At 69.8% G+C, this 14,670-nt stretch carries 14 protein-coding genes; 4 read left to right on the forward strand and 10 right to left on the reverse strand.

The genetic code is table 11. From position 1 onward, the window contains the following. Positions 1-143: 143 nt before the first annotated feature. Together AB0M48_RS40310 and AB0M48_RS40315 are read right to left on the reverse strand one after the other, a co-directional pair. Positions 144-779, reverse strand: coding sequence for an alpha/beta hydrolase (locus AB0M48_RS40310; protein ID WP_363852931.1), 636 nt, complete (start codon positions 777-779; stop codon positions 144-146). A gap of 92 nt (positions 780-871) precedes the next feature. Then, complete coding sequence (locus AB0M48_RS40315) at positions 872-1,417, reverse strand: PadR family transcriptional regulator (RefSeq protein WP_363852934.1); 546 nt, start codon at positions 1,415-1,417, stop codon at positions 872-874. A 170-nt stretch (positions 1,418-1,587) separates the two neighbouring features. On the opposite strand from AB0M48_RS40315, the gene AB0M48_RS40320 reads away from it, so the two are divergent. After that, the gene (locus AB0M48_RS40320; protein ID WP_363852937.1) at positions 1,588-2,175 is read left to right on the forward strand and encodes a GNAT family N-acetyltransferase; all 588 of its coding nucleotides are present in this window, start codon (positions 1,588-1,590) and stop codon (positions 2,173-2,175) included. On the opposite strand, the gene AB0M48_RS40325 is transcribed toward AB0M48_RS40320, so the two are convergent. Continuing rightward, positions 2,165-2,773 carry a maleylpyruvate isomerase family mycothiol-dependent enzyme gene (locus AB0M48_RS40325; RefSeq protein WP_363852940.1) on the reverse strand — a complete coding sequence of 203 codons (609 nt, stop codon included), beginning with the start codon at positions 2,771-2,773 and terminating at the stop codon, positions 2,165-2,167. The two genes, AB0M48_RS40320 and AB0M48_RS40325, sit on opposite strands and share 11 nt — an antisense overlap. 79 nt (positions 2,774-2,852) lie before the next feature. On the opposite strand from AB0M48_RS40325, the gene AB0M48_RS40330 reads away from it, so the two are divergent. Together AB0M48_RS40330 and AB0M48_RS40335 are read left to right on the forward strand one after the other, a co-directional pair. After that, on the forward strand, positions 2,853-3,272 hold the full coding sequence (locus tag AB0M48_RS40330; protein WP_363852943.1) for a MarR family transcriptional regulator: 420 nt from the start codon (positions 2,853-2,855) through the stop codon (positions 3,270-3,272). A 5-nt stretch (positions 3,273-3,277) separates the two neighbouring features. Continuing rightward, on the forward strand, positions 3,278-4,105 hold the full coding sequence (locus AB0M48_RS40335; RefSeq protein ID WP_363852946.1) for a hypothetical protein: 828 nt from the start codon (positions 3,278-3,280) through the stop codon (positions 4,103-4,105). On the opposite strand, the gene AB0M48_RS40340 is transcribed toward AB0M48_RS40335, so the two are convergent. Genes AB0M48_RS40340 through AB0M48_RS40355 form a run of 4 tightly spaced genes read right to left on the reverse strand, consistent with a single transcriptional unit; the run spans position 4,102 to position 9,336 of the window. Further along, positions 4,102-5,634: a glycerol-3-phosphate dehydrogenase/oxidase gene (locus AB0M48_RS40340; protein WP_363852949.1), complete on the reverse strand. Its 1,533-nt coding sequence runs from the start codon at positions 5,632-5,634 to the stop codon at positions 4,102-4,104. The two genes, AB0M48_RS40335 and AB0M48_RS40340, sit on opposite strands and share 4 nt — an antisense overlap. Next, entirely contained in the window at positions 5,627-7,111 is a 1,485-nt protein-coding gene (gene glpK, locus AB0M48_RS40345; protein WP_363852952.1) for a glycerol kinase GlpK, read from the reverse strand. The genes AB0M48_RS40340 and glpK overlap by 8 nt, the downstream gene beginning before the upstream one ends. Positions 7,112-7,164: 53 nt before the next feature. Then, complete coding sequence (locus AB0M48_RS40350; RefSeq protein WP_030477134.1) at positions 7,165-7,923, reverse strand: IclR family transcriptional regulator; 759 nt, start codon at positions 7,921-7,923, stop codon at positions 7,165-7,167. Positions 7,924-7,971: 48 nt separating this feature from the next. After that, on the reverse strand, positions 7,972-9,336 hold the full coding sequence (locus AB0M48_RS40355) for a phosphatase PAP2 family protein (RefSeq protein WP_363853137.1): 1,365 nt from the start codon (positions 9,334-9,336) through the stop codon (positions 7,972-7,974). A 116-nt stretch (positions 9,337-9,452) separates the two neighbouring features. On the opposite strand from AB0M48_RS40355, the gene pafA reads away from it, so the two are divergent. Beyond that, entirely contained in the window at positions 9,453-10,811 is a 1,359-nt protein-coding gene (gene pafA, locus AB0M48_RS40360) for a Pup--protein ligase (RefSeq protein WP_266035082.1), read from the forward strand. Between the two features lie 653 nt (positions 10,812-11,464). Here the strand turns inward: pafA and AB0M48_RS40365 are convergent. The 3 genes from AB0M48_RS40365 to rfbC form a co-directional block, all read right to left on the reverse strand. Further along, positions 11,465-13,099 carry an FAD-dependent monooxygenase gene (locus AB0M48_RS40365; protein WP_363852957.1) on the reverse strand — a complete coding sequence of 545 codons (1,635 nt, stop codon included), beginning with the start codon at positions 13,097-13,099 and terminating at the stop codon, positions 11,465-11,467. 64 nt (positions 13,100-13,163) lie between these two features. After that, a complete protein-coding gene (locus AB0M48_RS40370) occupies positions 13,164-13,997 on the reverse strand; it encodes a methyltransferase domain-containing protein (protein ID WP_363852960.1) in 834 nt (277 codons plus the stop codon). Positions 13,998-14,042: 45 nt separating this feature from the next. Further along, positions 14,043-14,666 (reverse strand): dTDP-4-dehydrorhamnose 3,5-epimerase, encoded by a 624-nt coding sequence (gene rfbC, locus AB0M48_RS40375; RefSeq protein WP_363852962.1) that lies wholly within the window; start codon positions 14,664-14,666, stop codon positions 14,043-14,045. Positions 14,667-14,670 lie beyond the last annotated feature (4 nt).

Genomic DNA, 14,670 nt, shown 5'->3' on the forward strand with positions numbered 1-14,670 from the left:
ACCCCAGCAGGTGCTCAGGGCGGCGCTCGACCGCGGCGAGATGCCGCGCCACAGCTCTTGCTCTTGGTGCGGCTCGTGACGGGACCCCACCGCCCTTGCCTTGTGGAAGGACGGCTCGCCTTCGGCTTCGCTTGGGCTGGCTGCTATCTCGCGTAGTTTGCCAGTAGGTCTGCTAGTTCTTGTGGTTTGCTCAGTGATGCGTAGTGGCCTGCGGCCAGTTCTACCGGCTCTGTGCCGGGGAGGCGGGTTTTCACCACCTTGCGCATGAAGTCCTGGGTGAAGAACCGGTCCTCTGTGCACAGGATGAAGTGCGTGGGCACGTTCGGCATCGCGTCCAACGGCCACGGCTTGGCCATCGAGTTCTCGGACATGCCGCGTCCGCGTTTTTGCGCTTCCGCCACCAGGTCTGGTGGGACGTCGTGGAAGAACTTGTCCTCCAGGCCCGAGTCGGTGTAGCCGGTGTTGTCCCACCAGTCTCCTGGGGCTTCACCTGGGGCGGGGAGCATTGCCGTTACGTAGGCCAGGGCTTTGGCGTTGATGCTCGCTGCGGCCAGTGGGGCGACGAAGCCGCCGAACGAGTGCCCCACCACCACTACGTCCTCTGTGGACGGTAGGGCGTCTGTCAGTGCTTTTGCCCAGTCCGTCAAATCTTTTGACTCGTCTTCGATGGGGAGGTCTGGGGCGACTGCGGTGTGACCCTTGGCTTGCAGGGCTTCTGCTACCAGGTGCCACGACCAGCCGACGTCGCCCCCTCCGTGCGCTATGACGAAGGTGGTCATGGGGTGAGCCTAGGGGCGGCGCTCGATCGGCAGGCGGGAACGGGTGAAGAAGGCCGCGCCCAGCATTGCCGCGGACGGGACCAGCAGGACCGTCATCTCGGCACCTCGACATCGGTGGTCTCGGGGGCGGGCTTCGGCTCGTTGCGCAGCAGGCTCGTCTCGCAGTGGTCCAGCCAGCGCAGTTCGGCCTCGGCCTGGAAGATCATCGCGTCGAGCACTAGCAGCCACGGCAGGTCGGTCGGCTGGGTCTTGAGCCTCGTGTGCTCCTGCAACGTGCGCATGGTGGCCGTGCGCTGAGTCATCACGACCTTGGCGACGTCTACGCCCGGCGTGGTGATGGCTAGGGCGAGCTTGATCGCCACCTCGTCGCGTGGGCGGTCACTGCGCTGGACGGGCGTGGCGAACCACTTCTTCAGCTCGTCCCGGCCCTGCGCGGTGATCTCGTAGGGCCGCTGGCCCTCGTTCTCCGGGAGAGCGGCCACCAGGTCGTCGCGCTCGAGGCGTGACAACGTCGTGTAGACCTGCCCGATGTTCAACGGCCACGTGCCGCCGGTGGCCGAGTCGAACGCCGCCCGCAGCTGGTAGCCGTGCATGGGCCCGCGCTCCAGGAGGGCGAGCAGACCGTGTTTGACCGACATGCCTGCTGAGTATGCATACCGAGTATGTTCCTGGTAACCGGTGACGCCGAAACAGGAGTGCGTGCGGTCCCGGCATCAGGAACCCTGGACCGTGCCGGAGACGTCCGGCGGGCAGGGGACTGGGGGATGACGTGGTGGACGCCGCACGGGGGCGACCAGGGGAAGTGCGCTTGCTGGGAGCATCGGGCAGGTCCAGGGGCACGCCGGGCCGGCCGCCGGAGATCAGGAACTACGAACCGGCCGACGAGGCGTCCTGGCTGAGGTGCCGGGTGCTCGGATTCCTCGCGACGAACTACTTCGACGACGTCTGGCAGGCCAAGCGCCGCACGGACCTGGAGCTCGTCGCGCTCGACGGCGACGAGGTGGCCGGAATCCTGGACGTGTCGGTGCCCGGCTCGGAGGCGACCATCGACACGGTGGTGGTGCATCCCGGCCGCCAGGGCGAGGGGATCGCGACGGCACTGCTCGTGGAGGCGGTGCCGCGGCTGGAGCGGTGCGGGGTGCGGACGCTCGACGCCTGGGCCCGTGAGGACGAGCCCGCGCTGAACTGGTTCGCGCGCAACGGTTTCGCGGAGTCGGAGAGCTGCCTGCACGTGCACGCGTCCGCCGACGAGCTCGGCACGGTGCTCACCGCGAGGCACGGGCTGGTGCCGGCCGGGGCGTTGCTGCACGCCCGGATCGAGCGGGAAGCCGAGATGCGCCAACGGTTCGAGCGCGTCCACGTGTGCCGCAGGATGGTGCGCGAACTCAGACCGTGATGCCGGTCAGCCGCGGGATCGTCGCGGTGTGCCCGGCGAGCAGCATCACGAGCGCCTCGATCGGCCCGCTGATCTCGGCGCCCTCGCCGACGGCCCAGTCCGCGTCGGTGGCGACGAGCCGGTGCCCGGCCAGCCTGCGGCGCGCGTGGAACGGGAACCCGATCCGCCACAGGTCATCCGCCGCGACCACGGCGGCGTCGAGAGGCATGTGGCGTTCGATGCCGAGCGGCAGCGCGATGTCCTGGGTGTGGACCATGGTGTCCATCAGCGCGTTCTTGAGCGTCTGGCCGGGGGCGAGCCGGTGGTGTCCGACGGCGCCGCGCAGTTCCGCGACGATCTCGGCGGCCGGTCTGCGCGCCTCCTCGCGCGCGGTCTGGTCGACCATGCGGTTGAAGCTGCCGCGAGCCCGGACGAACGCCTTGAACGCCCTGCCGACGCCGATCCGGTGCGCGAGCGACAGGTGGGCGGCGACCTCGCGCACCGTCCAGCCCTCGCAGAGCGACGGGTAGGTCCACTCGACGTCGGTGAGTCCGGCGAGCAGGTCCGCGGTCGCCGCGCGTTCGGAGTCGATCGTCTGCCACATCTGCGTGTCGTCCATGGCCGTCCTCCTCTTGATTTAGTTCGAGAGGCTGACTACTTTAATCAGAGTATCTGACTAAAACAAGAGGAGCCAACGGGTGAACATCGGTCTGCTGCTCTTCATCCCGAGCCGCGAGGTGGAGAACCGGATCCTGGCCGCGGTCGTCGCGGCGGGGTTCGAGATCACCCAGGCGCAGGCGCGGGTGCTGATGCGCGTGGGGTCGGACGGGACGCGGCTGACCGAGCTCGCCGAGGCCGCGCAGGTGACCAAGCAGACCGCCGGGTTCCTGGTGGACCAGCTGGAGAAGGCCGGCTACGTCGAACGCGTGCCCGACCCCACGGACGGCCGGGCGCGGCTGGTGCGCGTGACCGACAAGGCGAAGGAGGCCGTCCCCGTCGCGAACGCGGAGATGGCCAGGATCGAGGCGGAGTGGGAACGGCACATCGGCAAGCGCCGCATGGCCCAGCTGCGCGAGGCGCTGGAGATGCTCGGCGAGATCACCGATCCGTACCGCTGACCCGCGTGGTGCCGGTGGCGTTCGACCCGGTCGCGGTGACGACGGCCGCCGTCTACCGGGTGGTGTCGGCGGGGGAGCCGACCTTCGTGAAGGTCCTGCGGCGGCCGCACGTCCCGGACGAGTTCAACGACGTGGTGGGCGAGCTCCCGTGGCGCGACGAGGCGGAGTTCCTGGTGTCGGACTTCGTGTTGCCACCGGGGATGCGCCGGCCGCGCGTGCTGCGGGTGGACGACTTCGGCGACCGGATCGCGTTGTGGCTGGAGGACGTGCGCTGCGCGGACGTGGAGTGGGACCTGCCGAGGTTCCGCCGGGCCGCGCTGGGGTTCGGCCGTTGGGCGGGGCGCAGGTTCGGCGGTGCGCCGGGCAGGGCGTTGCGGGTGCTGTACGAGGGAAGGCTCGTGCGGGACGCGTTCCTGCGGCCGCACTGCTCCGCCCTCGCGGAACGGATGCCGGGGCTCCTGGCACGGCTCGAAGCGCTGCCCCAGGCGAACGGGCACAACGACGCGTGCCCGCAGAACCTGCTGGTACCGCACGACGATCCGGAGTCGTTCGTGGTGATCGACGTGACCTGGCAGTGCCCGAACCCGGTCGGCGCGGACCTCGGTCAGCTGCTCGTGGGACTCGCGCAGGCGGGACGGATGGCCGTCGCGGACCTGCCGCCCGTGCGCGAGACGATCATCGACGCTTACCTGGAGGGACTGCACCTCGAACACCGTGCGGTGTCACGGGAAGAGGTCGTGCTCGGCTGCGACGGCACGCTGGCGCTGCGCAGCGCGTTCCACTCGGAACCCGAACTGGCCGAGTACCTCGTGGAACGCGCCATGGCGCTCTAGGAAGCCAGCAGTTCCGACACCCGCGACCGCACCTCGGGCGAGTCGAGCCCGCGCACCATCACGGTGGTGCGGCGGCGCAGCACGTCGTCCACTTCGGTCGCCCACTCGGTGCGGCGGGCGTGCTCGACCTGAGCCCAGATGTCCGGGCCGTCCGGGTGGACGCGCTCCAGCAGCGCCGGGTTCTCCAGGCCCAGGGCGACGACCTCGTGCGACGTCGTGCCGTAGTGCGTGGCGAGGTGGCGGACCACGTCGTCGGGCAGTGCGTCGAAAGCGTGGCCCAGCACGGAACCCACGGTGTCGGGCGACGCGGAACCGGGCAGCGCGACGCCGTCCAGCGGGCCGTCGAACGTGCGGCCGAGTTCGGAGTTCACGCGGGCCAGGACGGTGGCGCCGATCTTGCGGAACGTCGTCCACTTGCCGCCGGCCACGCTGATCATGCCGCCGGAGCCCGCGGTGATCACCGTCTCGCGCTTGGCGTGCGAGGTGTCGCCGGGACCGCCGGGCAGCACCCTCAGGCCCGCGAACGTGTACGCGATCCGCGAACGGTCCAGGCCGGACACCGCGACGCCCGCCTCGCTGAGGATCTGGTCGATGTCGGCGTCGGTGCACGCCACCGCGGCCGGGTCGCCCTCGTAGGCCTCGTCGGTCGTGCCGAGCAGGAGGTGGCCCTCCCACGGGATCGCGAACGACACGCGCACGTCGTCGACCGGGATCGTCAGCGCGGCCTTCCACTCCGAGGTCTGCTTCAGCACCAGGTGCGAGCCCTTGGACAGGCGGATCGACGGGTCCGCGGCCGGATCCTCCATGCGCCGCAGCACGTCGAGCCACGGGCCGGTCGCGTTCACGACGACCTTCGCGTCCACGCCGAACTCGCCGAGCGAGTCCTTCAGGTCCACGCCCGTGACCTTCGAACCGGTCTTGCGCAGGCCCACGACCGAGATGTGGTTGAGCAGCACGGCACCGGCCTCGGCGGCGGCGCGGGCGGCGGTGATCGCCACGCGGCTGTCGTTCATCTGGTGGTCGTAGTACATCGCGGCACCGCGCAGACCGTCGGCGCGCAGGTCAGGCACCCACTCCGCAGCCCTGCGCGCCGACAGCACCTTCCCCATGCCGTCGCCGAAGCCCGACAGCGCGGAGTACAACGTGACGCCCGCACCCAGCACGAACCGGCTGTGCGGGCCGCCCTTGTAGACGGGGACGAGGAACGGCAGCGGGCGCACCAGGTGCGGGGCCAGGTGGTCGCCCAGCGCGCGGCGTTCCTTGTGGTTCTCGTGCACCATCGGCACGGCCGACGGGCCCATCGCGAGGTAGCGCAGGCCGCCGTGCACGAGCTTGGACGACGCGGACGACGTGGCGCCCGCGAAGTCGCCGCTCTCGATCAGGGCGACGCGCAGTCCCGAACGGGCCGCGGCCCACGAGGTCGCGATGCCCAGGATGCCGCCGCCGATCACGACGACGTCGAACTTGCCGTGCTGCAGCTCTTCGCGAGCCCTGTCACGCTGCGAAAGGCCAGAAGAAAGATCAGTCATCGTCCTCGTCCATCCACCCGACGGTCCGCTCGACCGCCTTCTTCCACTTCCGGTAGCCGCGAGCTCGCGCCGCCGGTTCCATCGACGGCTCCCACTCGGCCGCCTTGTGCCAGTTGGCTTTCAGTTCGTCGGTGCTGCTCCAGTAGCCCACCGCGAGACCGGCCGCGTACGCCGCGCCCAGGCACGTCGTCTCGGCCACGATCGGGCGCACCACCGGCACGTCCAGCACGTCCGACAGGAACTGCATGAGCAGGTTGTTCGCCGTCATGCCGCCGTCGACGCGCAACGTCGTGAGGTCCGCTGCCGAGTGGGCATTCACAGCGTCGGCGTTCATCGCGTCCACGACCTCACGCGTCTGCCACGCCGATGCCTCCAGCACGGCCCGTGCGAGGTGCCCGCGCGAGATGTAGCCCGTCAGGCCGGCGATCACGCCACGCGCGTCGCTGCGCCAGTGCGGTGCGAAGAGGCCGGAGAACGCGGGCACGAAGTACGCGCCGCCGTTGTCGTCCACCGTGCGCGCGAGAGTCTCGATCTCGGCCGCCGACGAGATCAGCCCGATCTTGTCGCGGAACCACTGCACCAGCGCGCCCGTCACCGCGACGGCGCCTTCCAGCGCGTACGCGGCGGGCTGGTCGCCGATCCGGTAGCCCACGGTCGTGAGCAGGCCGTTCTGCGAGTGCACCGGCTTGTCACCGGTGTTGATCAGCAGGAACGCGCCCGTGCCGTAGGTGCACTTGCCTTCGCCGGGTTCGAAGCAGGTCTGGCCGAACAGCGCGGCCTGCTGGTCGCCGAGCGCCGACGCGACGGGCACGCCCTCGTAGGTGCCGTAGACCTCGGAGGAGGAACGGATCTCGGGGAGCATCTCGCGCGGGACGTCCATCGCGTCCACCAGCTCCTGGTCCCAGTCGAGGGTCTCCAGGTTCATCAGCATGGTGCGCGACGCGTTGGTGACGTCGGTGACGTGGCGGCCGGTCAGGTTCCAGATCAGCCAGGTGTCCATGGTGCCGAACAGGACCTCGCCGCGTTCGGCGCGTGCGCGCAGGCCGTCGACGTTGTCGAGCAGCCACCGCAGCTTCGGGCCGGAGAAGTAGGTCGCGAGCGGCAGGCCGGAGCGCTCGCGGAACCTGTCCTGGTCGCCGAGCTGCCTGATCAACGCGTCCGTGCGCGTGTCCTGCCAGACGATCGCGTTGTGCACGGGCTCGCCGGTCGCCTTGTCCCACACGACCGTCGTCTCGCGCTGGTTCGTGATGCCGAACGCGGCGATGTCAGCGAGCGAGAGAGATGCGTGAGAGAGGGCGTCGCGCACGACGGCCTGCACGTTCGTCCAGATCTCGGACGCGTCGTGCTCCACCCAGCCCGGCTTCGGGAAGATCTGGCGGTGCTCGCGCTGAGCGACCGACACGATCCCGCCGGCTCGGTCGAACACGATGCACCTGGACGACGTCGTGCCCTGGTCGATCGCCGCGATGTAGGCCACCGTGCACACTCCTCTGTGTGAACCATTCGACAATGTCGAACGATTCCACAGTACTACCAGGAAAGCCCGCCGAGCTCCCTCGAAACGCTGCGAGCTGCCTCACGTACGTAGGACACGAGCTCGAGGCGCGGCGGCTGGTCGGGCGAGTCGCACAGCCGCTCGACCGGCCCGGAGATGCCGATCGCCCCGACGACCACGCCGCGCCTGTCCCGGATCGGCGCGGCGACCGACGCCTCGCCCTCGACGAGTTCGTGCAGGTCGTACGCCCAGTCGCGGTCGCGGACCACGTTCATGTCGGCGTGCAGCTGTTCGGGGTCGAGCGTGTGCCGGGTGAAGGCCTGCAGGTCGCCGTCGGGCCAGTTGTCGCCGAACGCGACCAGCGCCTTGCCCAGTGCCGTCGCGTTCCACGGCAGCAGCGCGCCGGTGTCGAGCGTCTGCCGGCTGTTGTCCGGGCGGAACACGTGGTGCACGACGAGCACGTGCTTGCCGTGCATGACGCCGATGCGCACCGCCTCGCGCGCCCGCATCGCCAGCGTGTCCGACCAGTTCAACGCCTTGGCGCGCAGCTCGTTGCCGTCGAGGTACGACGTGCCGATCTGGAACAGCGCGGCGCCCAGGCGGTACTTGCCGCCCTCGACCTCCTGCTCGACGAACCCGACCTCCTGCAACGTCCGCAGGATGCCGTGCACGGTCGGTTTCGCCAGGTCGAGGGCGCGCGCGATCTCGCCGACGCTCAACTGGTGCGCGCCGCCGTGCGCGAGCAGCTTCAGGACCTCGGCCGCGCGCTGAATGGACTGAATGGGTCCGGGCACGCACCCCACTCTAGCTGCGTCTGTTCGACAATGTCGAACGTTTGACGGTTATGGCCGATAGATTCCGAGCGCCGCCGCACGCGAGCGGAACTTGAAGTGGTTGGCCCGCTCGCGCACCTCGCCGTCCGTCGCGATCGAGATCGGCGCGCCGTGCACCTCGACGTTCAACGAGGGCACCTCGAAGTGCTTGTACATGCGCGAGTGCTCCAGCGCGCCGAGCAGCGCGCCCAGGAAGAACCTGGTCCGCGAGTACTTCCGGTCCGCCCGGACGTACCGGACGTCGAGCAGCCCGTCGTTCAGCCGCGGCCGCATCGTGGGCGCGAAGCCCTTCGGCCGGTACGGCCCGTTGCCCACGAACAGCAGCCAGACGAGGTGCTTGTCGCCGTCGATGGTGATGTCCAGCGGCTTGGCGCGTTGCAGCACGCGGAACAACGCCATGCCCGCCGCGGGCCACTTGCCCCAGCGCTTCTCCAGCTTCTCGCGGATCCGCACCATGTCCGGGTAGCCGCCCAGCGACGCCGTGTTCACGAACCACTGCCCGTTGACCTGGGCCATGTCCACCCGCACGCCCACGCCGTCCGCGACCGCCTGGGCCGTGTCGTGCAGGCCGGTGATGCCCACGTCCCGCGCGAAATGGTTCAACGTGCCGGAGGGGATGAGCACCAGCGGAAGGTCGCGTTCGGCGGCGATAGAGGCCACGGCGGCCACGGTCCCGTCGCCACCGGCCACACCCAGCGCCTTCGCGTCCGGCAGGTCGTCGAGTTCCTCGATCGTGACGACCTGCGCCTTCGGCCACTCCTCGGTGATCTGCGGCGTCGGGTCCGGCCCGATGCCCGAGAACGGGTTCACCACCACGACCAGCCCGTCGCCGTCCTGCAACGACGTCAGGTCGGCGTGTTCGTAGGCCGAGGCGGGCTCGTTCATCCCGAGCGGCCACCACCGGCGCGTCAGCAACGCGGCACCGACGCCCACCGCCGCGCCGGCCGCGACATCCGTCGGCCAATGAACACCCGTGTGAACGCGTGAATAGGCGACGGCGGCGGCGATCGGCGCCATCACCACGCCTGCTTTGGGCGATTCCATCGCCACCGCCGTGGCGAAAGCGGCCGCTGACGCGGAGTGACCGGACGGGAATGACGACGACGTCGGCCGCTTGGACAGCCGGCGGCGCATCGCGAGCAGATCGGCGGCGGGCCGCCGGCGCGGGAAAAGTGACTTCCCGACCAGGTTCGCGCTGGTGGAGGCCCCCGCGATGGCCGCAAGGCCTCTCATCGCACCACGCCGGTACGGGCCTTTTCTCGTCGCCAGAATCGCCGCGATGACGAACCACAGCAGACTGTGGTTGGCGGCTTTCGAAAGCCTCTTCAAACCCGTGTCGAGCCTGCTCGGACGTAGTCCGGCCGAGGAGCTCATGAGCTTCTTGTCGAGAGCGCTGACCCGTTTCCACACGCCACCGACACTAAACCGCAACCGGCGTGCCGCCCGAACGGATCACCCTGCTCCGCCTGAGAGTCGCCTACTGTTGAGGCATGCAGCGGCGGATCTTCGGCATTGAGACAGAATTCGGGGTGACCTGCACCTTCCACGGGCAGCGTCGTCTGTCCCCGGACGAGGTCGCGCGGTACTTGTTCCGCCGCGTCGTCTCGTGGGGACGTTCTTCCAACGTCTTCTTGCGCAACGGCTCCCGGCTCTACCTCGACGTCGGCTCCCACCCGGAGTACGCGACGGCCGAGTGCGACGACCTGGCGCAGCTCGTCACGCACGACAAGGCCGGTGAGCGGATCCTGGAGGACCTGCTCGTCGACGCCGAGCGCAGGCTCGCCGACGAGGGCATCGGCGGCGACATCTTCCTGTTCAAGAACAACACCGACTCGGCGGGCAACTCCTACGGCTGCCACGAGAACTACCTGGTCGCACGGGCAGGCGAGTTCTCCCGCATCGCGGACGTGCTGCTGCCGTTCCTGGTCACCCGCCAGCTCATCTGCGGCGCCGGCAAGGTGCTGCAGACCCCGCGCGGCGCCGTGTACTGCCTCTCGCAGCGCGCCGAGCACATCTGGGAGGGCGTGTCGTCCGCGACCACCCGGTCCCGCCCGATCATCAACACCCGCGACGAGCCGCACGCCGACGCCGAGCGCTACCGGCGCCTGCACGTCATCGTCGGCGACTCGAACATGTCCGAGGTGACGACGCTGCTGAAGGTCGGCAGCGCGAACCTGGTGCTGGAGATGATCGAGCAGGGCGTCCAGTTCCGCGACTTCTCGCTGGACAACCCGATCCGCGCCATCCGCGAGATCTCCCACGACCTGACCGGTCGCCGCACCGTTCGCCTCGCGGGCGGCAAGGAGGCCTCCGCGCTCGACATCCAGCGCGAGTACTTCGAGAAGGCCGTCGAGCACACGGCCAAGCGCTCGCCGGACCCCATGGCCGAGCGAGTCCTCGAACTCTGGGGCCGCACGCTCGACGCCGTCGAGTCGCAGGACCTCACGAAGATCGACCGCGAGATCGACTGGGCCATCAAGAACCGCCTGATGAACCGGTACATGGAAAAGCACAACATGGACCTGTCCAACCCGCGCATCGCCCAGCTCGACCTCGCCTACCACGACATCCGCCGTGGCCGTGGCGTGTTCGACCTGCTGCAGCGCAAGGGCCAGGTCGAGCGCGTGACCGACGACGGCGAGATCGAGGCCGCCAAGGACACCCCGCCGCAGACCACGCGGGCCAAGCTGCGCGGTGACTTCATCGCCGCCGCGCAGGCCGCCGGTCGCGACTTCACCGTCGACTGGGTGCACTTGAAGCTGAACGACCAGGCGCAGCGCACGGTGCTGTGCAAGGACCCGTTCCGGGCTGTCGACGAGCGCGTGGAACGCCTCATCTCCTCGCTCTGACCACACGGTGACGAGGGGCGTGCTCCGGGCCGGAGCACGCCCCTCGTGTCGTTTCTGGCGTGTGGTGGTCTCGAGTGGGTGCGGCGCATGGTGCTGTGCGGGACCTGTTCCGGTGGTGGACGTGCGCGTGAAGCGCCTCATCTCTTCGCTCTGATTAGACGGTGGCGAGGGGCGTGCTCCGGTCTGGAGTGCGCCCCTCGTGTCGTTTCTGGTGTGTGGTGGTCTCGGGCAGGTGCGGCGCACGGGTGCTGTGCAGGGGCCCTGTTCCGGGCGGTTGGCGTGCGCGTGAAGCCCTCATTTCTTCGTTTCGGCTGAACAGTGACGAGGGGCGCGCTCCAGTGCGGAGCGCGCCCCTCGTGTCGTCAGCGTGCGACGGCCTCGAACAGGTGCAGCGATTCCATCGCCGTCGAACCGCGGTGCCCCAGCCCGCCCCGTTCGAACACCCGCGCCCCCGGCCTCCTTGCCGAGCCTCCCGTCCAGGAGCGCGGCACAGGCGAGGTCCGGGTCGCACACCACCCGAATGGTGCCGCCGAAGTGGTCCACGGTGACGAACGGCGCCACCCCGCCCGCCACCAGCACCGCCGGAATGGAGTCGACGGGTGCCGGTTCGGCGGGCATCTCGGCCCGAGGTGTCCTCAGCAACTCGTCCGACCTCACCGGCCAATTCCGTCCGTCGCGGCTCCGCGCACCGTGTCGGCGAGAGCGGCCGGGTCGTCCGGGAGCTGATCGCCCCGCCACGCCACGTGGCCGTCCGGCCGGACCAGGACGTAGGCCCGCTCGTAGAGCTTGGCCAGCTCGTCGTCGCCGCTGCGGTGGACGCTCAGCGGCACACCGCGTCCGGCGAACGCCGCCTCGAACCGCGGAAGTCCTTCGTCGCCGCCGAACTGGAGCAGGACGAAGCCGTGCCCGAACAGGTCGAGCGTGGACGTCGTGCCGTCCCACCAGGCGTGCGCGGCGCGCCTGCCCGGATCACCACCGGGCCGCCAGGCCGCGTCCGGCACGGTGATGTCCACCGGCTGGCCGGGGTCGTCGACGACGATCGCGGACCGGTAGCGGAGGCCGAAGTGGATCTCCGGGGCGTCGAACTCGCGGTGCGCGCCGCTCGACGCGAGCCGTTCGGCCATGGCCCTGCGGGCCTGCTCGCCCTCCGGGCCGTCCAGGTCGATCTCCTGCGGCACCTGGCGGTCCATCGTGCGCCGCAGGTTCGCGTTGGCCGCGCGCAGGCTCTCCTCGGCGATCGGCCGGCGTTCTGCCTCGTAGCTGTCGAGCAGGCCGGGGCCGGCCCAGCCGCCGAGCGTGGCGGCGATCTTCCAGCCCAGGTCCGCCGCGTCGGCGATGCCGGTGTTGAGGCCGAAACCGCCGGACGGCGACAGGGTGTGCGCGGCGTCGCCGGCGAGGAACACCCGGCGGTCCCGGTACCGGCCGGCGACGCGGTGGGTGAGGTGCCAGTCGCCGTCGCTCAGCACCTCGACCGGCGTCTCGAACGCGATCGCGTCGCGGATCAGGGACAGCGCGTCGGCGCGGGGAGCCGTCTCGTCCTCGACGCCGACGACCATGTTGAACAAGGCGTCGCCGTCCAGGGAGCGCAACGGGAAGCGCAGCGTGGCCGAGCGGACCAGGAAGTGCACGAGTGCGGTCTTGTCACCGAGCCGCGCCCTGAGTTCGGGGGCGCGGAACAGCACGTTGCGGAAGATCTGGGGCTGGAACCGGGCGGGGGCGTCGATCCCGCAGGCCTGGCGGATGGGGGACGAGGCGCCGTCGCAGGCCACGAGGTACTTGGCCCGCACCGTTTTGGTCGTGCCGGTTTCCAGGTCGGTGAGAACGGCGTGGACGTGGTTGTCGGTCTGCGTCACGTCGCTGATCGACGTCCGCAACCGCAACGGTCCTGCCGGGTGCACGCCGACCGCCTGTGCCAGCACGGGGTTGAGCCAGTGCGCCGGGCAGATCTGGTCCGGTTCGGGGGTGTGCTGGAAGACCGGGCGGTCCGCGGCCGTGCCCCGCCGGTAGCGGTGCAGCTCGTGGCCGCCGATCTTGGTGACCCACGCGATGTCCAGCGGGTGGTCGGGCGGCCAGCCGGCGTCGCGGATCGCGACCGCGAGTCCCCAGCGCCGGAAGAGTTCCATCGAGCGTGGCCCGATCGTGCTCACCTTGGGGTGGCGGACGGTGCCGTCACCGGCCTCAGCCACCAGGCAGCCGATGCCGCGGTACGCCAGGTCGATCGCCAGTGCCATCCCGACCGGGCCGCCACCCGCGATCAGCACGTCGGTCCGCTCGAGCTCGCCGGTCATCGTGTCCACGCCTTTCGTGGGAGTGGGGGCAGGGCGGTCGCACCGCCCTGCCGCGTCAGTGCTTTCAGGGACGGACCGCGACGGCCAGCAGGCAGCCGAAGTCGTCCGCGCCGGACAGGTCGGACGGCTTGAAAGCGTCCTCGGAGAACTCGAAGTTGCCCTCGTCCATCGCCACGGGCCGTTCCTCGAAGCCGCCCAGCTTCTCGATCTCGTCGGCCAGGCGCAGCGTGCTGTGCTCGGTGATGTCGGTGATGCTGTGCAGCCGCAGGCCGGCCCGGTGCAGCATCGGGACGTAGTCGTCGATGTCGGCCATGGTGCACATGAGGTCGCGGCAGAACTTGTCGATGCCGGGGCTGCGGACCTCCTTGCGCGGGTAGCGGTCGAAGACGTCGGTCAGCACCACGCGACCGCCGGGCTTGAGCACCCGGAAGATCTCGCGGAAGACCTGGTCGCGGTCGGGCATGTGGCAGATCGACTCCAGCGCCATCACCGCGTCGAACGACCCGTCCTGGAACGGCAGCTTCAGCGCGTCGGCGTGCTCGAAGACGACCCTGGCGGCGAGGCCCGTCTCGGCCGCGAGCTTGTTGGCGGTCTTGACCTGCTCCGCGCTGATGCTGACGCCCGTCACGCGCGCGCCGGTCTTGCCCGCGAGCCGCAGGCCGGGACCGCCGACACCGCAGCCCAGGTCGAGCACGTGGGACGACTCGCCCACGTGGAGCTGCTCGATGAACACGTCCGTCAGCCGGTCCATCGCCTCGTCGATCGAGGCCGTGGACTCCGGCGAGTCCCAGTAACCGATGTGCACGTTGGTGTTGAAGCTGCCGTCGCGCATCGCGCTCAGGGTCAGCTTGTCGTAGAGCGCGCCGACTTCGTGCGGCTGGGGCAAGGTCTGGGTCATGGCGTGCTTCTCCTGATGGGTGAACGTGTCGTGGTCGGTCTGGGGTCAGAGGAACGAGCCGGCCTTCGCGCGCGTCAGGTCCTGCTCGAGCTGCCGGCAGAGCTCGTAGTCGGGCAGCAGACCCTGTTCCAGGGCCTGGGCGAGGGTGATCGCCACACCGTCCCTTTCGGACAGGATCGGCGGGACGTCCTTCGGCACGGGCAGGCCGAGGGCCGGGTCGAGGACGTCGAGGGCGAGCTCGTTGGCCGCCACGTAGCTGCTCGACACCATGTACGACATGACGGTGTTGTCTTCCAGCGCGACGAACGCGTGCCCCACGCCGACCGGGAAGTACATGGTGCGGTGGTGGTTCTGGTCCATCAGCACGGCGTCCCACCGGCCGAACGTCGGCGAGCCGACCCGGATGTCGACCACGATGTCGATCGCCGACCCGGCCGCGCAGTAGACGTACTTGGCGCAGCCCGGCGGCGTGGTGGTGTAGTGGATCCCCCGCACCACACCGCGGCTCGACACGCTGTGGTTGGTCTGCCTGACCGGGAACAGGGGTTCGCCGTGCGCGTCGGCGAACGCCGTCTCCTGGAACGGGGAGAGGAAGCGTCCCCGGTCGTCGGCGAACACCTGCGGGCTGAACTCCAGCGCCCCTTCGACTGCGAGCGTGCGGACTTCCATGTGG

It is taken from the genome of Lentzea sp. NPDC051208 (genome assembly GCF_040682435.1).
In the GTDB taxonomy this organism is placed as follows: Bacteria; Actinomycetota; Actinomycetes; order Mycobacteriales; family Pseudonocardiaceae; genus Lentzea; species Lentzea kristufekii.